At 60.2% G+C, this 17,775-nt stretch carries 19 protein-coding genes; 11 read left to right on the top strand and 8 right to left on the bottom strand.

From position 1 onward, the window contains the following. The first annotated feature begins 44 nt into the window (after window positions 1-44). Genes A3C3_RS0118530 through A3C3_RS0118550 form a run of 5 tightly spaced genes read left to right on the top strand, consistent with a single transcriptional unit; the run spans window position 45 to window position 4,350 of the window. A complete protein-coding gene (locus A3C3_RS0118530; protein WP_022716075.1) occupies window positions 45-1,217 on the top strand; it encodes a (5-formylfuran-3-yl)methyl phosphate synthase in 1,173 nt (390 codons plus the stop codon). Further along, window positions 1,214-1,852 (top strand): amino acid kinase family protein, encoded by a 639-nt coding sequence (locus A3C3_RS38720; protein WP_022716076.1) that lies wholly within the window; start codon window positions 1,214-1,216, stop codon window positions 1,850-1,852. Before A3C3_RS0118530 ends, A3C3_RS38720 begins: the two co-directional genes overlap by 4 nt. After that, entirely contained in the window at window positions 1,849-2,400 is a 552-nt protein-coding gene (locus A3C3_RS0118540) for a flavoprotein (protein ID WP_022716077.1), read from the top strand. The genes A3C3_RS38720 and A3C3_RS0118540 overlap by 4 nt, the downstream gene beginning before the upstream one ends. After that, complete coding sequence (locus A3C3_RS0118545) at window positions 2,393-3,790, top strand: DUF6513 domain-containing protein (protein ID WP_022716078.1); 1,398 nt, start codon at window positions 2,393-2,395, stop codon at window positions 3,788-3,790. The genes A3C3_RS0118540 and A3C3_RS0118545 overlap by 8 nt, the downstream gene beginning before the upstream one ends. Continuing rightward, window positions 3,787-4,350 carry a DUF447 domain-containing protein gene (locus tag A3C3_RS0118550; RefSeq protein WP_022716079.1) on the top strand — a complete coding sequence of 188 codons (564 nt, stop codon included), beginning with the start codon at window positions 3,787-3,789 and terminating at the stop codon, window positions 4,348-4,350. Before A3C3_RS0118545 ends, A3C3_RS0118550 begins: the two co-directional genes overlap by 4 nt. Window positions 4,351-4,385: 35 nt before the next feature. Here the strand turns inward: A3C3_RS0118550 and A3C3_RS0118555 are convergent, their stop codons facing one another. Continuing rightward, on the bottom strand, window positions 4,386-5,432 hold the full coding sequence (locus A3C3_RS0118555) for a hydantoinase/oxoprolinase family protein (RefSeq protein ID WP_022716080.1): 1,047 nt from the start codon (window positions 5,430-5,432) through the stop codon (window positions 4,386-4,388). A 43-nt stretch (window positions 5,433-5,475) separates the two neighbouring features. Between A3C3_RS0118555 and A3C3_RS0118560 the strand changes: the two genes are divergently transcribed. Continuing rightward, window positions 5,476-6,177 (top strand): HisA/HisF-related TIM barrel protein, encoded by a 702-nt coding sequence (locus tag A3C3_RS0118560; protein ID WP_022716081.1) that lies wholly within the window; start codon window positions 5,476-5,478, stop codon window positions 6,175-6,177. A 177-nt stretch (window positions 6,178-6,354) separates the two neighbouring features. On the opposite strand, the gene fae is transcribed toward A3C3_RS0118560, so the two are convergent. The 7 genes from fae to A3C3_RS38725 all read right to left on the bottom strand — a co-directional run bounded on the left by fae (window position 6,355) and on the right by A3C3_RS38725 (window position 12,763). Further along, on the bottom strand, window positions 6,355-6,861 hold the full coding sequence (fae, locus tag A3C3_RS0118565) for a formaldehyde-activating enzyme (protein ID WP_022716082.1): 507 nt from the start codon (window positions 6,859-6,861) through the stop codon (window positions 6,355-6,357). 161 nt (window positions 6,862-7,022) lie between these two features. Next, on the bottom strand, window positions 7,023-7,886 hold the full coding sequence (locus A3C3_RS0118570) for a triphosphoribosyl-dephospho-CoA synthase (protein WP_022716083.1): 864 nt from the start codon (window positions 7,884-7,886) through the stop codon (window positions 7,023-7,025). Further along, a complete protein-coding gene (locus tag A3C3_RS0118575; RefSeq protein WP_022716084.1) occupies window positions 7,883-8,815 on the bottom strand; it encodes an ATP-grasp domain-containing protein in 933 nt (310 codons plus the stop codon). Before A3C3_RS0118575 ends, A3C3_RS0118570 begins: the two co-directional genes overlap by 4 nt. Further along, window positions 8,808-9,767: a methenyltetrahydromethanopterin cyclohydrolase gene (gene mch / locus A3C3_RS0118580; RefSeq protein WP_022716085.1), complete on the bottom strand. Its 960-nt coding sequence runs from the start codon at window positions 9,765-9,767 to the stop codon at window positions 8,808-8,810. The genes A3C3_RS0118575 and mch overlap by 8 nt, the downstream gene beginning before the upstream one ends. After that, a complete protein-coding gene (locus A3C3_RS0118585; protein ID WP_233450557.1) occupies window positions 9,764-10,891 on the bottom strand; it encodes an ATP-grasp domain-containing protein in 1,128 nt (375 codons plus the stop codon). Before A3C3_RS0118585 ends, mch begins: the two co-directional genes overlap by 4 nt. Further along, window positions 10,869-11,765 (bottom strand): NAD(P)-dependent methylenetetrahydromethanopterin dehydrogenase, encoded by an 897-nt coding sequence (locus A3C3_RS0118590; protein ID WP_022716087.1) that lies wholly within the window; start codon window positions 11,763-11,765, stop codon window positions 10,869-10,871. Before A3C3_RS0118590 ends, A3C3_RS0118585 begins: the two co-directional genes overlap by 23 nt. 14 nt (window positions 11,766-11,779) lie before the next feature. Further along, window positions 11,780-12,763 carry a beta-ribofuranosylaminobenzene 5'-phosphate synthase family protein gene (locus tag A3C3_RS38725; protein WP_022716088.1) on the bottom strand — a complete coding sequence of 328 codons (984 nt, stop codon included), beginning with the start codon at window positions 12,761-12,763 and terminating at the stop codon, window positions 11,780-11,782. Between the two features lie 114 nt (window positions 12,764-12,877). Between A3C3_RS38725 and A3C3_RS0118600 the strand changes: the two genes are divergently transcribed. The 5 genes from A3C3_RS0118600 (at window position 12,878) to A3C3_RS0118620 (ending at window position 17,770) form a co-directional block, all read left to right on the top strand. Next, complete coding sequence (locus tag A3C3_RS0118600; RefSeq protein WP_022716089.1) at window positions 12,878-13,270, top strand: 4a-hydroxytetrahydrobiopterin dehydratase; 393 nt, start codon at window positions 12,878-12,880, stop codon at window positions 13,268-13,270. A gap of 135 nt (window positions 13,271-13,405) precedes the next feature. Then, on the top strand, window positions 13,406-14,437 hold the full coding sequence (locus tag A3C3_RS38730; RefSeq protein WP_156890789.1) for a molybdopterin-binding domain-containing protein: 1,032 nt from the start codon (window positions 13,406-13,408) through the stop codon (window positions 14,435-14,437). Then, entirely contained in the window at window positions 14,434-16,065 is a 1,632-nt protein-coding gene (locus A3C3_RS0118610) for a formylmethanofuran dehydrogenase subunit A (RefSeq protein WP_022716091.1), read from the top strand. The genes A3C3_RS38730 and A3C3_RS0118610 overlap by 4 nt, the downstream gene beginning before the upstream one ends. Beyond that, entirely contained in the window at window positions 16,053-16,961 is a 909-nt protein-coding gene (gene fhcD, locus A3C3_RS0118615) for a formylmethanofuran--tetrahydromethanopterin N-formyltransferase (RefSeq protein WP_022716092.1), read from the top strand. Before A3C3_RS0118610 ends, fhcD begins: the two co-directional genes overlap by 13 nt. Then, window positions 16,958-17,770 carry a formylmethanofuran dehydrogenase subunit C gene (locus A3C3_RS0118620; RefSeq protein ID WP_022716093.1) on the top strand — a complete coding sequence of 271 codons (813 nt, stop codon included), beginning with the start codon at window positions 16,958-16,960 and terminating at the stop codon, window positions 17,768-17,770. Before fhcD ends, A3C3_RS0118620 begins: the two co-directional genes overlap by 4 nt. Window positions 17,771-17,775: the final 5 nt, after the last annotated feature.

A 17,775-nucleotide genomic window follows, 5' to 3' on the forward strand; every position in this document is an offset into this window, starting at 1 on the left:
TCCCGCCACGGTTGGGAAAAATGCGGCGCCTGCGGAGACATGCCATGACATTGATGTTGGCCAGTGTTCAAAATCGCAAGGAGGCGGAGATCGTTCTGCAGGCAGGTGCGGACATTATCGATCTCAAGGACCCTTTGCGCGGCGCGCTCGGGGCGGCAGACATCCCGCAAATCATCGACGTTGTCGATTTCGTGTCCGGCAGACGGCCCGTCAGTGCCGCCTGCGGCGAACTTGGCGGCGATCTGCAGGCCCTCAGGGCAAGGGTCGAAGAGGTGGCTGCGACAGGCGTTGATTTTGTCAAGATCGGGTTTCTACCGTCGTCCCGCATCGGGGCGGATGCGCAAGCCTTGGCCGATATTGCCGGCCGCAAGAGGTTGATCGCCGTTGTTTTTGCCGACCATCGATACGAGGAGAACGTCATGACATCGTTTGCAAAAGCAGGCTTTTACGGCGTCATGCTGGATACGGATGACAAATCGAAGGGACGGTTGCTGGATCAAATTCCTCCAGATCGCATTTCGGATTTTGTCGCGCAGGGACAGCGGCACGGATTGATGACGGGCCTTGCCGGCTCACTGGAAGCACCCGACATCCCACGCTTGCTGCCGGGCAAGCCGGATTTTTTGGGCTTCCGGGGATCGCTGTGCAAGGGCCTGTCCAGGAACGCCGATCTGGACGCTGAAGCCACGGCAAAGATCCGTGCTCTAATTCCCGGGGAGCGGCCAGCTGAAAAAACGCCGAGCGTTGACCTCGAACTCCTGGCGGCACGGGGATATTTCCCCGATCCGGCTGAGGACAATCTCGGCACCGACCAGATCTTCGTGCGGGATTTCGTCCTGCCGGTCGACATCGGCGCTTACAGCTTTGAACATGGCAAAAAGCAGAAGGTCAGGTTCGATGTGACGGCGGATGTCCTTCGTCTCACCCGCGATCCGAAGGACATGCATCATATCGTTTCTTATGATCTCATCATGGACGGCATCCGCGCGATCGTCGGCCGCGGTCATGTCGATCTGGTTGAAACGCTTGCCGAGCAGGCTGCAGCGTTCATCCTTGAGAACCCGCGTGTGGCTCGTGTCGTCGTGCGAGTAGAAAAACTGGAACTCGGTCCGGGCGGTGTCGGCGTGCAGATCGAGCGCAAGAGGGAAAGCGCCCGATTGTCAAAGCCGCTTCGCGTGATAGCGGCAAAGGCCGATGGAGGAAGGAAAGTGGTATGAAGCCGCTGGTCGTCAAGCTTGGAGGAAGCACGGCCGGTCGCATCGAGATGGACCAATGGATTGCGGTGCTGGCATCGGCGCGCTTGCCATTGGTGATCGTTCCCGGCGGCGGACCGTTTGCCGACCAGGTGCGCGTTTCGCAAAATAACATGCACTTCTCAAATGCCGCGGCACATGAGATGGCCATTCTCGCGATGGATCAGTTCGGCATTGTGATCGCCGAGCGGCATGCGCGTTTTCAACCGGCCCGGTCGCTGCGCGAGCTCGACGCAATTCTTGCCGAAGACGGGATACCGGTATGGCTGCCGTCCCAGATGACCCGCAACGCCGACATCGCACAGTCGTGGGATGTAACGTCGGATGCTCTTGCGGCCTGGCTGTGCAGACAGATCGGAAGCCGCCACTTGCTGTTGTGCAAGCAGGTCGATCCGGAATCCCTTCCGAACGATCTGGAAGCGCTCGTTGACAATGGCGTCGTCGATGCCATGCTGCCACAATTGCTCGGGAAGGAGACAGTCTTGTACGTTGCCGGACCATCGTCGCTGCGTTCGCAGCTGCGCGCGCTGCCCATGACCCGCATACCCGGGCGCCGCGTGGGGTTGCCCGATAACGCCCGCAGAGAGACGTGCCCATGACGCGGCTTCGAACGCCGCGATGGGCCTGGGTGCTGACCGGGTCAGGCCATTTCTTCGTCGAATGCTTCGAATTGATCCGCTCACTCGACCATTGCGACGTCTTCGTGACGAAGGCCGCAGACGAAGTTCTCAGGATGTATGGGCTGAAGCTCGATTTTTCGGACACGACACGCGTGCTTCACGACAAGACGGCAAGCGCAGTCCCTGTCGGCGAATTCTATCACGGCGTCTATCATAGCGTCGTGATTGCGCCTGCCACGTCCAATACCGTTGCCAAATGCGTGGCGGGAATCTCCGACACGATCGCCACGAATGTCTACGCACAAGCCGGCAAATGCCGCCTTCCATCAATCGTCTTTGCTTGCGACACCGCGCCCGAGCTGGAGACAATGGCCCCCCACGGAATGGTGAAGGTCTATCCGCGGCCGATCGATCTTGAGAACACCGCCCGTCTTAAGACCTTTGAACGCACGCAGGTCGTGGAATCCTTTGCTGATCTGGCGCTGGCGGTGGCGCGGCGGAAAGGAGAGATCGACGGTCGTGACTGAGCATCTCGTCTTCCTGACCGGGCACCTGGCAAAGGCCAGGCTTGAAAACATTCTCACCGGACTGGGAACAACGCCCTTCACCTACGAGATCATCGACATCGGTGTGAAGGTTGCCGCCCTGATGACGGAAGAAATCGTCAGCCGTCGCTTGCCTCGGCCGTTGAAGGCGGACCGAGTTGTCTTGCCCGGTCGGTTCAGAGGCCATCTGGAACGGTTAAGCGACGAATTCGGCATGCCTTTCGTGCGCGGACCTGACGAGGTGGCGGATCTGCCCGTCTATCTTGGCCGGGCGGGAAAGCCGCCGGATCTGTCGCGCCACGAGATGCGCATCTTCGCCGAAGTCGTCGACGCATCGACCCTGTCGCTGGAGGCGCTGCTAAAAAGAGCGCGAGCGCTCGCAAACGGCGGCGCTGATGTGATCGACCTGGGCTGCCTTCCAGATACGCCCTTCGTCCATCTGGAAGAAGCCATCGGGCGGATCAAGGCCGAGGGGCTTTGCGTCAGCGTGGACTCAGCAAACGCCGACGAACTGGAACGCGCGGCCCGCTCCGGCGCCGATTATCTTCTGAGCCTCAACGAAAAGACCATCGGAATTGCTGTGCGCCACAAGGTCAAACCGGTTCTCATTCCAGCTGTGCCGGGCGACCTCTTCTCTCTCGGCCGTGCCATCGAGGCGGCGCAGAATGCCGGGATATCCTTCATCGCTGATCCGGTCCTCGACCCAATCCACTTCGGCTTCGCCGCCTCGCTTGGACGCTTCATCGAGGCTCGCCGCCGCTGGCCGGACGTCGAGATGATGATGGGCACCGGCAACCTGACCGAACTGACCGACGCCGACACGTCGGGAATAACAGCCATCCTCGCGGGCCTGTGCTCGGAGCTTTCCATCAAAAACGTGCTGGTCGTCAACGTCAGTCCGCATACCGTGCGCACGGTGGAAGAACATGACCGGGTACGACGCATCATGTATGCCGCCAAGCACGATCATGCGCTGCCCCGCGGCTATGACTCAGCCCTCCTGCAAATACACGACCGCGCGCCCTTTGCGAGCTCCATTGCCGATATCGAGGCGCTTGCGCAAGACGTGCGCGACGCCAATTTTCGCATCATGACTGCTCCTGACGGCATCCATGTCTTCAGCAAAGCCGGCCACTGGAAGAGCGACAACGCCTTCGACCTCTTTCCTGTGCTCAATGTCGAACAGGATGGCCCGCATGCCTTTTATCTGGGAGCGGAATTGATGAAGGCGGAAATCGCCTGGAAGCTCGGCAAACGCTATTCGCAGGATGAGCCGCTTACCTGGGGCGTGGCGAGCCCGGGCGCAGGCGAGGACCGCACCCGGCTTGCCGGGGCAGGGCATACGCTGCGCGCAAAGAAGGACGGCCCATGAGCTTCATTCGCGAAACGATCGTAACGACGGTGAATGCCACGGGCCGGGTGCATATCGCGCCCCTCGGTATCATCGCTCAGGATGACGGATGGGTCATTGCGCCGTTCCGCCCCTCCACAACCCTCGAAAATCTTACCGCCGTGCCGTTTGCCATTGCCAATTATACGGACGACATGCGGATTTTCGCGGGCTGCCTCACCGGACGGCGGGAATGGCCGCTGGTTGCGGTGCAAGATTGCCCTGTCTCGCGTCTGGAGGCAGCGCTCAGTCATTCCGTTTTGCAGGTCGTTTCCGTCACGCAGGACGAGATCCGCCCCCGCTATTTCTGCCGGATCGTCGCTGAGGCCACGCATGCCCCGTTCACAGGCATGAACCGGGCCAAGGCGGCCGTTCTCGAGCTCGCGATCCTGGTGAGCAGACTGCATATGCTGCCCAAGCAAAAGGTCGATTCCGAGATTGCATATCTGTCGATTGCCATCGAGAAGACGGCCGGTGCTGACGAGCGGCAGGCCTGGGATTGGCTGATGGAGCGCGTGAACGCCCATTCCGCCGGAGATTGACGGGATCCCGTTCGGCATTTCGTCCGTAGGGCGACTTACGATTTCGACCACAGTAGCGCGACGGCAGCGGCCGGCGCGGCCTTGCTTGCTTGATCGCGGATTTCGTTCGATGCTGCTGGAATGATCATGCCGAAGTCGACGTAGGGCCGCTCCAGGCGTTTGGCGAGCTGCATGATCTGGGGGCGACCGATCCCCGCGCCCACCACCGGGGCGACCGGGCTGAGTGCGGCATTGCCGGAAACCCTGAACGCACCGTCGTGGATCATGCGCAATTGATGCTCGGCGAACCAGCGGGCGACATCGATCCATTCGCCTTCGCTAAGATCGGTGCCGTCACGTCCGACCATGCGAGCGATACGGCCGATCGACCCACCGCGCGACTTGGCTCTTCGGTCGGCGGCGGGGTATTGGTCGTCGGCCTCGTCCAATGTTCCGAGAATGCGCCCGAGATCGGCGGTATTGGCAAAATACTCATTCATCAGCGGCGTCATCGTGCCGCGCACCGGAACTCTTTCGGCAATTCCGATCAGCGCCGAGCGCGTAAAGCCCGTGTAGACGAGTTCGCCGGTCAACAGACGCTCCGCATCGGAATAGCCATTGTTGCAGAGCCGTCCGTTCTGAAACGCGAGGATGTCGGTGGTCGTCGAACCCATATCGACGAAGAGACCTTCCCCTTTGATGCTGGCGCTCAACGCAGCCGTGGCATGCCAATTGGCCGAGGCGATATCGGGGCCGAGATCGTAGGCGTCTGAAAGATCGACGAAGCCGGCACGGCCACCATAAACCTGCAGGTCGTCGCCGCCGAATTCCGCTTTGATGAAATCCAGGATATGGCGAACACCGGCGCCTCGTGACGGGAAGCCATCCGACAGCTCTCCCGTCATCGTGAAGACATGGATGGGATTGCCTTGAAAAAGCGGGCGGAACTGATCCAGCGCAGCGCGCACCTGATCGAGCCCGAGCCACATCGGCGCCTTGACGGTCCTGGCATGGGTAATTTGGCCATTCTCGGTCCGCGCCATCTTCAAATGCGCGCCACCGATGTCCCAGCCGATAACTGTTTGCTTTTCTTCTGCTACCATTCCGGCTTTCATGTGAGTGATCGTTTCTGCCGAGGTTTGACCATTGCTTATCATTCCCGTTCTCGACGTCAAAGACGGCCAGGTGGTGCGCGCGCAGATGGGCATGCGCGATACCTATAGACCCATCGAGACGCCGCTCAGCGCCATACCGACGATCGTGAGTGTCGCCGACGGCTTGCGCCGAATCCATCCGTTTTCGATCTTTTATGTGGCCGACCTCGATGCCATCGAGAGCGGTTCGAGCCATTTTTCTGCCACCGGACCTCTATCTCTTTTGCAGCCGAGGCCGGACGTCTGGCTCGATGCAGGGTTTCGAAGCGCGACGGACGTCGGGCAGGCGCTTGCCAATGCGCAGATCTTTGCCGTCCTGGGATCCGAAAGCCAGGCCGGTACCGACGTTCTCAGCGCGTTCGGTGCGCATCAGAGACTGATCCTTTCCCTTGACTTTCGCGGTGATGCCTTCCTCGGGCCGCCCGCCATCATGTCAACGCCTGACCTGTGGCCGAAACGGGTGATCGTGATGACACTCGACAAAGTGGGTGCGCGCTGCGGACCCGACTTCGATCGCTTGCGATCAATCAAAGACATCGCCGGAAACCGCGACATCATCGCCGCAGGCGGGATCCGCAACGTCAATGACCTGGAACGGCTGAGCGACATGGGCATTGCTGGTGCACTGGTCGCAACATCGCTGCATAGCGGCGAACTTACCGGAACCGACGTCTCCGCCTTTTCTGGGAGCTAGGGGAATTTGAGAGAAGAGGCGCTTTGCCTCTTCTCTCAATCCCGAAGCCGAAGCACTGCCATTTCAACCATTGGCGCTTGAAGATGGCGTACCGCTGAAGCCTAAGAACTTCGACAACCGGCGCAACAGGCCGCCTGTTTCTACGGCGGGCTCGCTCTGTGCGGGGTTGTTTCGTGTCTAGGCGCTGAAAGGATGCTTGACGGTGTCCCGCTGAGCAGTTGCCTCCGCCGCGGTCGGCTTGCCGGAGACTGCGCGCTCAATCGCTTCCTTCGTTGCCCTGTAGTTGTAATCTTGGATCTTGGCGTCGTCCTCTGCTTCCCAGTGGATGAAGACGCCGACGCAGATGAAGACGTCATCGGCTTCGTCGGCGGGAATGATGCCTTCGGCTACGCTGTCTTGGACTGCTTTTGCCACCGCATGCTGTGCCGGGCCGAACATCTGCACGGCTTGCTTGGCACCCTTGATCGTAACCTTGTTGAACAATATCGTATTCGGCTTGCAGGCCAGGTTCGGGGCGATGACCGCCAGAAGTGACGTAAACCCGTCCTTGTTGTTCGTGAGCGCATTGCAAAATGCCGTTTCCACGGCGCTTCCACGCGGTCCGATCAGGAGATCGATATGCGCGACTTCATTTCCCTCGCCAACGAGTGACTCACCAACCATTACCTTGCTAATCTTTGCCACGGCCAATTCCTCCCTTGTACCGTATGGTCAAAAAAGTTTCGTCCAAAGAAGCCGTACCACACGAGACACGACGCTCGATGGACAGCTATCCTTGTTCGCAGCACCCTTGACTGGGTCGGTTGGCCAGATAGCAGCGAGTAAGATTTATTCGCCGGCCAAATTCAAACATCTAAGCTGCGATTATGCAAGCCGAACTTCATGTTGCAGACAAAAAGCGTCGCAACCGTGAGATCGGCGGAGGTCCCGGGGTTGATATCCCTGTCCTTCAGCCGCCTGTCGAAGTCCAGCAGAATCTCTTCCCGGCTCGGCAAGCGCGTCTCATCCATCACCCGGCAGCGTATTGTGTCTGCCTCTTTCGCAATTTCGGCAGAGAGGTCGGTCCCGTGTTTGCGCCCGATATGACTGTCGGGAAACGAGGACAGGAAGTAAAGATAGACGAAGATTGTCGGCCACATGTCCTCTTCGCCGCGGGCGGCCGCTTCTCTCCACGCCGACAGGCCGCCGTTGAAGATGTCTTCAAAGCCGTTCGTATATTGTCGGGCGATCATGTCGCGGTCGGCCGCCATGGCCATGGCGTTGACGAGAGACACCGTCGGCTCGTCTCTGACGTCATGTTCTTCGGCGCTGCCGAGCCCTCCCGGGTTGGTGAGGCGGATTGCGGCGAAGACGTCGCGGGCATCGCCCGCATCCATGTCATCCAATGTCTGCGTGAGGTCCTTGCGTAAATCCCAAGACGTGCTCTCGGCCGCCTTGGCAAGCGGCGCGCAAAGCAGGAGGATGCCGAGATTGGTGTTCGTTCCCACGCTTTCGCGGGTGGCGGTTACCGCACGCAAAACACGCTGACCGACCGATGCAAGCGGTTCGGTGACCGATAGCGAGCTGACGGCCGCACTTTGGAGGAATTGATCCGCCGTCATCCGGTGGCCGTCTGCGAAGCGATGCACGTTGCCCGGCTTCAAGGCATCGATCTCGGTGCGGCAGGCGTCGAGGTAGGCTGCCATGATCTCTTGCCGCGTCAGCGTCATGCTGCAGGCCTTTCCTTTACGTCCGGGCTGAGAAGCGCGACCATTGCCTGAGCGATGCAATCGGCGACGCGGACGGGGACAACGGTTTGCAGGCCGGTCCAAGCCGGCATGCTGTTGACTTCCAGTACGAGAAGATTGCCTTCGCATCCCTGTACGATATCGATGCCCGCAAAGTCGGTTGCAACAGCGGCGGCAGCGGCAAGCGCAAGTTCGGCAAGCTTCGGGCGCAGCGGCCCGACGACCGGCTCGGCTTTCGCGCCGCGGGCGATATTGGTGATCCAGCCGTCGGCGCAACGGCCCATCATGCCGAGAATTTCACCATTGCTGACGAATATCCGGTAATCGCGATAGGGCGGTCCGGCACGCAGTACAAGGCGCTGCAGGTAATAGACATTGTCGACCTCGTCCGGGTCAGGCAGATCGTCGATCGAACGAATGAGCCTTATTCCGCGTCCCTGCGATCCAAAGAGCGGTTTCAGTACCAGGAGGCCATGCGGCACCTCGCGCTTAACGACGGTCCTGGCATTGGCGGGACCTTCCACTGCGAACGTTTCCGGCGTTGGCACTCCGGCCGCCGCAAGAAGAAACGTCGTCGTCGATTTGTCGACGCAACGCTCGATTGCTTTGGCGGAGTTCCAGACCGGCACGCCAAGCTGGGTCAGCGCGTGCAAGATGCCGAGACGGCGTGTGATCGCTTCGAAGCTGCCGCCGGAGATGGAGCGGACGATCACACCGGCCGGAAGGGCTCCATCAAGCGTCGGGATGGCAATGCCTGATGGATACCGGGTATCGAACGCGATATCGGCAAGCGGGCAGAATATCGTCTCCGCGCCGAGTTTTCCGAAGGCGCGACGCAACTGTCTCACCTGGCGGTCTGGTTTGTCGGAAAGAATGAGAATTTTGTCTGAAATCACCGTCTGATCAACCAAGGGATTGCTCCAGCATTTCTCTGTTCCATTCACCGGCGCGGAAGGTGTCGCCTGTCTCGACAGCCGTAACGATCACTTCGGCCGGGCTGAAGAGATGCGGATCAATCGCGTAGAAGTCGCCGTTGAATTTCTTGAAGATTTCCGCAAAAGGCTGCCCGTAGTCGCGTGACCTGCAGCTCGGCAGCTCTTCGGCGAGCGCGCGCGCGTCTGCCGCGCTGCCTAGGACGAACAGCTGCACCAATCCGCCATAGATGATGGCATCGTTCGTCCGCCCCATGGCCTGCAGGAAGTCCGGATGAGGCGCTGGAACCGGCGCGCATCCCGTTCCGTCGACAATCGCGTCCAACGGAAAATTGAGGCTGTGGGCCTTGTGAAGAGCGACCTCCAGTGAGCGCCCGATAATCTGAACCGAGCCTGCAAGACTTTGCGTCGGCGCATAGATGAAGGTCAAAGCGTCAGGGCCCAGTCCTGTCGCCTTTGATACCTTCTCGACAACGGCTGGCGGCGGAGCCTTGTCCGTTTCAAGAAGAAGAACTGACGTCGAAGCATCGGTTTCGCTATAGGCAATTTCCTCGAAAAGCGGCTCCACGCGCGCCAGCAGACGCGCAGGGCCCGAGCCCATGGCGAAATATTTCTCGTGCGAAAGCCGCCAACCCGCATACTGGCTGCCGAGGCAGGCAAGAACCGGTTGGGAGGAATGGACGGTAACGCTCAACGGCCACTTTTCGTTATGACGATCGAGCCCCATCGAGACCGTTCCCAGGCCACCCATGCAGATTTCCGCCATCCGCAGACCCACTTCGAGGCCCCCGGGGCTTGCCGCGCCGGCGTCGATGAGATGCTCTCCAAGAGAGCCGCGGCCATATGCGACGCCAAATCTTTCGTCGTCGGCAATGATCTGATCGATGATCCGTTGCGCATTCCTGTTGAGATGGGCCATTCCGTTCTTCATTGGAATTCCTCCTTCCAATGCTGCGCTACTTGGTTGACACGGCGTTTGACAGCGCGCTCTGCTGCGGAGGCGGATCGGGCATGCGCCAAGACAGTGCAAACCGGATCGCCGGGGCTGAGCGCCGAACCCGGCCTTTGATGGTCGGCCGTCAGGTTCGGCCATTTGACATCGGGAAAACAGGAGATGGAACGAGACGTGTAGGCAATCGCCGCAGCCGCAGCCCCGCGATAGACTGGCACGTCGATCCTTTCCCCGCGCACGGCGCGCAGATGCTCAATGAGGAGGGGTACGTTGTCGGTGTCGAAGATATCCAGCGTTGCGCCAGGCCGTGGGTTGATTTCGATGAGATGAAGCCCCTCCGGCCCATCTATGAAATCGGCGCTGCAAAGACCCACAAGGCTGCAGTGGCGCGTCAGCTTGTCGAGCCAGGAACCGATTTGCATTTTCTTTTGCCGGTCAAATCGCATGAGACGGACGGCGCCGCCATAACGAAATGGTGACGTTGGCGAAGGCGAAGACCATTGCCGGCTGACGCCGATGATGCGGGCGGCACCATTTTGGGCCAGGAAAAGAGCCGAGATGCTGCGGCCGGACATGCGCTGCTGATAATAGTAGCCTGGTTCGGCAGGCATCGTTGCGACCGGTCTGACATGCGATCCGCCGGCGCCGCCGCCAAGCTTCGCGAGCCAGCCCTGCGGTTTTTCTGGTGATGAGAACTGGATCGCCGGATGCGGGATGCCCAGGTTTCGGCAAAGTTGGGACAGGTTGGCGGGGTCCTTGATCGCCCGCACGGTGTCGGCGCTGTTGCCGGCAAGCGGAAACACTCGAGCGAGTGCGTCGATGACGTCGGGCTGACGTTCGAAGCCGGAGCCGTAGACCAATGCGGCCGGTTCCTCGTCGCCCATAAGGCGCGACAATACGCCGATGATTTTCTCGCGGTCTATTCCCTCGCTAATACTGCCCGACAGGCGCGCCGTCCTCTCCGAAAGGGCGACCGTATCGCAATCGCAGAACAGATCGGCCACCAACGACCGATAGCCGGCACGGCGCGCTGCTGCGGCAAGTGACCGGCCGGAAATGGCCGCGATCAGAATCGCAGGACTATTTTTCGATGCTGCGGGCAAGGGTAAAAGCATCCTGAAAATCATAAATTACCGGTTTTTCAGCGCCGATCATCTGTTTGAACAGCCCCGATTGGGTCTTGTACTTGACATTGCCGATAGAAAGCGGACCGATGCCGACTGCGGCGGTTTGCCCGAGCGTGTCGGCTTTGGCATGGACGGCCAGACCCTCGATGCCTGCCGGCGGCACGGCGTTGACATCTGCCGCAACAAGCAGATTTGCCGCCTGGCGCAGTTGTTCGGCAGAGATCACTTGGACGCCAGCCTTGGCCGCGGCCAGCACCACTTCGGCCTGGCGCAACAATTCCGTCTTCCGGTCTTCCGTCGAACCGTCCGCCGCTGTCACAGTGACGCCGAAGCGAGCCTTGATGGCCTCGGCGATGGCTTCGACACGCGAAATTCCGTCGTGACCGACCAACGTGACGTCTGCGCCCTCCTTGGCTGAGATCACGGCGGTACAGTAGCCGACGACGCCGGTCGCGCCGAAAATGCTCACTTTCGTTCCGGCCAGCTCACGATTGTGCAGTTTTCCAAGTGTTTTCTCGACTCTGGCGACCATCGCTGCGGCGGTGGTAAACGAGCCGGCAGGATCGGCGAAGACAGAAACCTCGAAAGGGGGCACCATTGCCTGCTTTGCGGCATCGATCATGTCGAGTGCCAGGATCGTATCACGCCCGGCAATAAAAATGCCGGTGGCAACGCCTGCATCCGGCGGACGTGAGAAGACCGCATCCTGGACAAGGCCGGCGATGTCGGCGAGCGCCACGTCCGTGTAAGGAACGACATGGTCATAGCCCGCATCAAGGGCCATATTGACGTCGAACGGGCTCATCTGCCTCAATGGTGTAAGCATATGGAGAATGGTTTTCCGGCTCATTTGGCTCGCCTTCTCTAGTATGTTTCCCGACCCAGTTCGAACTGCTGCGGGGCCCTCGTTCGCGCGATCTGCGCCCCCTCATTTCTGCCGGCGACGATGCGGATTGTCGTTTGCGTGTCCATTAGCGCGGCGGAAGCGACGATCCGCTCGGCAGTCGCCTGAGATGAGGCAAAGGCAAATCCGGTCGGTCCCCAGGAACTTTGCCCGATGCCGACGGCTCCGCATTCGGCAAGCCTTGCGAGCGTTCTTTCGACCGCCGGACTGGTAAAACGGCCGCCTTGCGCCGGTGCAAAATAATCGCCCAGCGTTTGCTGGATTGCCGTCACCGCATTGCCGAAAGTCGCAATGTCCTTTTCGATCGCGGCGGGCATGATCTCCATCAGCACATGGCGGCAGATCGAAGCCGAGCCGGCTGCAGGAAACGGCGCCAGCGCGCGGAATGCCTTGATTTCGGCGTCTCCGTGAATTCCGTGGGCACGGCTGTCCAGAACGAGAATGATGCGCCACTCGCTCGGAAACGGAATGCGGGAAATGACGGTCGGGGTCAGATCGTCCCTGGCCTTGCCCGCATCGAAGATAAGACCGCCTTCCTCGAAGGCCGCGATGCCGATTCCCGATCGTGCGCCGCGCCCCAGGAAGGCCGCATCTTCGCGGATGTGGAACGGCAAATCATGCAAGCTTCGAAGCGCTGCGGAAACGGCGAGCGCCAGCTGGGTTCCAGACCCCAACCCGGCATGGGCCGGGATTGTCTCTCGAACCATCACCCGGTGATGGCCTGAAAGCTTGAGACGAGACCGCAGGGCCGTAAGGTGAGCAAAAAGCCGGGCGCTCTCGGGTCCATGGACGCTGGTCTCGGCTGCCCGCGAGATCTCCAGCCGCGTCGATATGCCGTCCAGCGGCAAACCGATACTGCCGAAACGCGAGCTGTCCTTGCCAGGGATGTCCAGGAATCCGAGGTGCAAGCGTCCAGGAACTTGAATGGAGACGGAGTCCGACATCGGTTCTATTTCTGAACTTTTTGATAATCGGGCCCTGAGTTATGTTATCGTATTTTACTACCAGCGCAAGTCTGGGTGACGAACCGGGAGAAAAGAACCAAAGGAGCAGCCGCGATGAGCGAGGAGACGGAACGGAAGCGGGAGCGCGTTTATTCCGAGGACGAAATCGTTTCGAAGCTGCAGGCGGAGCTTCCGCTTTGGCGCTACGAAAACGGCTGGATTCGCCGCAGATACAAAACGCACAATTGGAAATCCACCCTTATGGTCATCAACACGGTTGGACACCTGGCAGAGGCGGCCTGGCACCATCCCGATCTCAAGGCATCCTATGCGTGGGTGGAGGTGTTGTTGATGAACCATGCCGCCAAAGGCGTGACCGACAAGGATTTCGAACTCGCCAAAAAGATTGAGGACGTCGTCCAATGGCAGCCCGGTAAGGCGGACGGTGCTCTCGAAGGCACGCCCAATGCCGATCAGCGATTTGCTTACCTGAAATATGATAGCTGAGCCGTATTTTTCGTCGGATGGACTTCACATTTGACGAAGAACAGATAAATTCACGACGGCACCAGAAAGTTTCGGAGTGTGATGGTTGCATGGATCGGCAGCCAAACAGTTCCTTTGCCAACTGCAATTGAGCAGGTGGCAAAGCTTCTGGCAAAGAGCCGCTGCCCGGTATTTTCCATTGAATCGGATGTCCATGGCTCCCGCAGCCTGATTGCGCTGGCGGAGCGGGTCGGGGCGACCTATGACCACGTGAATGGCCGAAACCTTCTTCATGAAGTGGCACTTCACACGGATATCGGCGGTTTTTTCGCAACGGCGACGGAAGTGCGGCGCCGCGCCGACCTGATCATCATCGTGGGCGACATTGCCGCGGCTCATCACGATCTCATTTTATCGCTTGCGTCAACGGCGGCGGATCTTTCGTCGTCAAGCCGAAGGCGTTGGCTTCACATCAAAGGCAAGGCGCCGGCAGCCGCTGGCGAACCTCTGCGGCGTTTGAAGGCGATCGAAGTGGGCTCGTCCGATTTTCCCATCGATGCCGTGCTCGGAAGCCTCAGGGCGATGCTGGCTGGAAGAAAAACATCCGCCCCTCTCGCCAATATCGATGCCTTCTTAAGCGAAATGGCGAGCGCGCGTTTTCCCGTCTTCGTCTTCTCCCATCTCAACGACCCGGCCAGTCTGGTGATGCTGCAAGGCATGCTGGCAGACATTAACAGAGCCCGGCGGGCGACGGCTCTTTTCCTGCCGTCCGACGACGACGCCTGGGGCATGGTCTTGGCATCGACCTGGATGACGGGCTTTGCGCCGCGAACAAGCTTTTCGACCGGCTCACCCGTCCATGACCCGTGGCTTTTCGACATCGAACGGATGATTGCAGATAAGGAGGCGGATCTGCATATGTGGGTATCGGAGCGTGACGAGGCGCGTCCGCCGAAACGCAGCCGAGTGCCCACCGTCGCGCTGGTGAGGAGTGAACGGCCCGCCGCCGGCGCGTTGGTCACCGTTCGTATCGGCAAGGCTGGTCTTGACCATGACGGCGTCGTCTATTCGAGCCGCATCGGAACCCTAAGATCCGTTGCCGCAACGGCGCCTTCGGCTCTCCCCAGCATTTACGCAATCGTCGGGCAACTCGAGCATGCCCTGCAGGGAGAGGGGTTGCCGTCATGATGATCCGTCTTGCAGGTGGGGAAGTGGTGGATCCGGTCAATGGTCCGACCGGCAATCGCGACGTCTGGATCAAGGATGGCGTCATCATCGAAAAGCCGGTCTCAAAGAGGGCCGACAAAACCTATGACGTTTCCGGCTGCCTCGTCATGGCCGGTGCAATAGACATCCACTCGCATATCGGCGGCGGCAACGTCAATACGGCCCGACTTCTGTTGCCCGAACAACATGCCGCGCACCTCAAACGGCCGTTGCACACGCCGCTTTCAAACGCCGGGTGGTCTACTTTCAACACGGGATGCCTTTACGCTCAGATGGGTTTTACCACCGTGGTAGAGCCAGCCATGTCGCCTTCGAACGCGCTTCATACCCATATGGAGCTTGCCGACATCCCGATCATCGACAAGGCAACGCTTGCAATCCTCGGCAATGACGATTTCCTTCTGTCGATGATCAGGGACAACGCCTCGTCGGCGATGATCGACGATTACGTGGGTTGGACCGTTTCGACGGCAAGATCGCTCGGCGTGAAGGTGATCAATGCAGGCGCAGCCGCCGCCTTCAAGGAAAACATCCGCAGCTTCGCCTTCGACGACGTCGTGCCATCCTACGGTGTCACTTCCCGCAAGATCGTCGAGACGCTGCAGTCCGCCGTCGGCCGTCTGGGCATTCCTCACCCTCTCCATGTCCATGCCAATAACCTTGGCATCGCCGGTAACGCCGTAACGGCTGCTGAGACAATTCGCGCCTCGCAAGGCCAACCAATCCATCTCGCGCACCTGCAGTTTTATGGTTACGGCACCGAAGGCAAACGCGGCTTTTCCTCCGAGGCTGCCCGTCTTGCCGATCTGGTCAACAGCACGGAAAACGTGACGATCGACGTCGGCCAGGTGATGTTCGGCCAGACGGTGACAATCTCATCCGACGTCATAAGGCAGTATTCCGGAATGCGAACGGCAAGTCCGAAAAAGTCCATTCTCTTCGACGGCGACGGAAACGGCGGCGGCATTGTCCCCTATCGCTATCGCAAGGACTACTATGGTTCGCTGCAATGGGCGGTGGGGCTCGAGCTGTTCTTGCTGATCAACGACCCATGGCGGGTTTTCTTCACCACCGACCATCCGAACGGCGCCCCCTTCACGGCCTATCCGGAATTGTTCGAGTTGCTGATGCGTCGCGATGTCCGCAATGCCAAGATGGACGAGCTCGACCGCTCTGCGCTGGAACTTACCACACTCGCCTCGATCTCCCGCGAATATACGCTTGAGGAGGTTGCGGTCATGACGCGAGCAGCGCCGGCGAGGCTGCTTGGCCTCGATGACCGTGGGCACCTCGGCCCCGGCGCAATCGCGGATATCGCCGTCTACCGGAAAGGGCAGGATGTCCAAAGGATGTTCCGCGATGCGGCTCTGGTGTTCAAGAACGGCGACCTGGTCGTCGAGGACGGCGTCGTCACGCACTATCGTTGGGGAAAGACGGTGCATCTCAATTTACCGCCCGACAAGGGCATCACCAAGCGCATGCAAGCCTATCACGAAAATCGCTACGGGCTGTCGCTCGACTGGTTCACCTTTCCGGATTCAGCGATTTGTCGCGAAAACCCTTTTGCGGAGGTCGCATGCAGGAGCTGATCCGCAACGGCATTGAGATCGACGACACGTTTGCCGAGGCATTCGGAATGCGTGCGACCGCAATCATCATCACCGCGCCGAGCCTGAAGTGGGCGCGCCAGGCGGCGACCACCATGACGGGCTTTGCGACCTCCGTCATCGGCTGTGGTTGCGAGGCGGCGATCGACATCGATATTTCGGCGTCCGAGACGCCGGATGGGCGTCCGGGCTGCCGCGTGATGATCTTTGCAATGGGGACGGACGAATTGCAGAAGCAGTTGAAAACCAGGCTCGGTCAATGCGTTCTGACCTCACCCGGCAGCGCCTGTTTTTCCGGGCTCGAAGGCAGCGCCTCGCTCGATCTCGGATCATCCCTGCGCTATTTCGGTGACGGATGGCAGATCTCCAAGAAGTTCGGCGGCAAGCATTATTGGCGGGTGCCGGTCATGGATGGCGAATTTCTGTGCGAGGCGAAGACCGGTTTGACGAAAGAGGCGGTTGGCGGCGGAAACCTCTTCCTGCTCGCCACAGACGGCGAAAAGGCGCTGGCGGCCGCCGAGCGCGCCGTGGCGGCGATTGAGAAGGTTCCCGGCGCAATCATGCCTTTCCCCGGCGGCATCGTGCGCTCCGGCTCGAAAATCGGCGGCAAGTACAAGGGCATGATGGCTTCGACCAACGATGCCTATGCGCCCACACTACGGGGGGTGACCAAGAGTGCGCTCGGTCCCGACATCAATGCAATCCTTGAAATCGTCATCGACGGGGAGACGAGCGAGGCGGTGGCTGCGGCGATGCGTGCCGGGCTGAAGGCGGTCATCAATTTCGGGCCGAGGCGCGGCGCTTTGCGCATCAGCGCGGGAAACTATGGCGGCAAACTGGGCAAGTTCCATTATCATCTGAGGGATCTCCTGCCATGAAGCCGCTGACCTTCACCCTTCGCTCCGAACCGGATGAAAGGCTCGATCTGTCCGGCTTGACGCCCCAAAAGCTCAACGGCATGCAGCCTGCCGACATCGCCAGATTGCCGATCGGAACGAGCCGGCGTCCCGCCACGGTGGGCGATGTCTTCAAGGTGGCGGGCAGAGATATCTCGAGCATCGTGTTTTCAGGAGGCAGCGGGCGCTTTGACCTCGTCGGAGCGGAGATGACGACTGGACAGATCCGCGTCGAGGGCGATGTCGGCGCCCGCGCCGGTCGCCGGATGGCCGGCGGCCTCCTGAAGATCGAAGGAAAGGCCGGTTTGCAGGCGGGATCGGGGATGAGGAACGGGCGCATCGAGATCGCCGGTGATGCAGGCGACGGCCTTGGCGGGCCGATGGCGGGAGAGATCCATGGCATGACGGGCGGCCTCGTGATTGTTGGCGGCAAGGCTGGCCATCGCCCCGGCGAGAAAATGCGGCGAGGCATCATCGCGCTTTTGAAAGGATGCGGCGATTACGCCGGTCTCGGCATGACCGCCGGGACGATCGTTGCGATCGGACGCGTCGGTCTTTATCCCGGCCACTTGATGAAGCGCGGCTCGCTTCTGTTCGACCGGCGACCGGCGGCTCTTTCGCCGACGTTCATCGATTGCGGCCGCGTTGAAATCGTCTTTCCGGCGCTGTTCGACCGCTACCTGATGGAAGACAAAATCCTCGACCGGCCGCTGCTCGGCACAAAACCTTTCCGTTTCGGCGGCGACAATGCGGTCTTGGGCAAGGGCGAAATCATGTTTCCGCGAGGTTGAGCCGT

The organism is Rhizobium mongolense USDA 1844 (assembly GCF_000419765.1).
GTDB classification, from domain to species: Bacteria; Pseudomonadota; Alphaproteobacteria; order Rhizobiales; family Rhizobiaceae; genus Rhizobium; species Rhizobium mongolense.

What these genes read in the sequence shown, in the direction of transcription:
- A3C3_RS0118530 (WP_022716075.1), top strand. Translation starts at nt 45, where the DNA reads ATGACATTGATGTTGGCCAGTGTTCAAAATCGCAAGGAGGCGGAGATC.
- A3C3_RS38720 (WP_022716076.1), top strand. Translation starts at nt 1,214, where the DNA reads ATGAAGCCGCTGGTCGTCAAGCTTGGAGGAAGCACGGCCGGTCGCATC.
- A3C3_RS0118540 (WP_022716077.1), top strand. Translation starts at nt 1,849, where the DNA reads ATGACGCGGCTTCGAACGCCGCGATGGGCCTGGGTGCTGACCGGGTCA.
- A3C3_RS0118550 (WP_022716079.1), top strand. Translation starts at nt 3,787, where the DNA reads ATGAGCTTCATTCGCGAAACGATCGTAACGACGGTGAATGCCACGGGC.
- A3C3_RS0118555 (WP_022716080.1), bottom strand. Translation starts at nt 5,432, where the DNA reads ATGGTAGCAGAAGAAAAGCAAACAGTTATCGGCTGGGACATCGGTGGC.
- A3C3_RS0118570 (WP_022716083.1), bottom strand. Translation starts at nt 7,886, where the DNA reads ATGACGCTGACGCGGCAAGAGATCATGGCAGCCTACCTCGACGCCTGC.
- mch (WP_022716085.1), bottom strand. Translation starts at nt 9,767, where the DNA reads ATGAAGAACGGAATGGCCCATCTCAACAGGAATGCGCAACGGATCATC.
- A3C3_RS0118590 (WP_022716087.1), bottom strand. Translation starts at nt 11,765, where the DNA reads ATGAGCCGGAAAACCATTCTCCATATGCTTACACCATTGAGGCAGATG.
- A3C3_RS38725 (WP_022716088.1), bottom strand. Translation starts at nt 12,763, where the DNA reads ATGTCGGACTCCGTCTCCATTCAAGTTCCTGGACGCTTGCACCTCGGA.
- A3C3_RS0118600 (WP_022716089.1), top strand. Translation starts at nt 12,878, where the DNA reads ATGAGCGAGGAGACGGAACGGAAGCGGGAGCGCGTTTATTCCGAGGAC.
- A3C3_RS0118610 (WP_022716091.1), top strand. Translation starts at nt 14,434, where the DNA reads ATGATGATCCGTCTTGCAGGTGGGGAAGTGGTGGATCCGGTCAATGGT.
- fhcD (WP_022716092.1), top strand. Translation starts at nt 16,053, where the DNA reads ATGCAGGAGCTGATCCGCAACGGCATTGAGATCGACGACACGTTTGCC.
- A3C3_RS0118620 (WP_022716093.1), top strand. Translation starts at nt 16,958, where the DNA reads ATGAAGCCGCTGACCTTCACCCTTCGCTCCGAACCGGATGAAAGGCTC.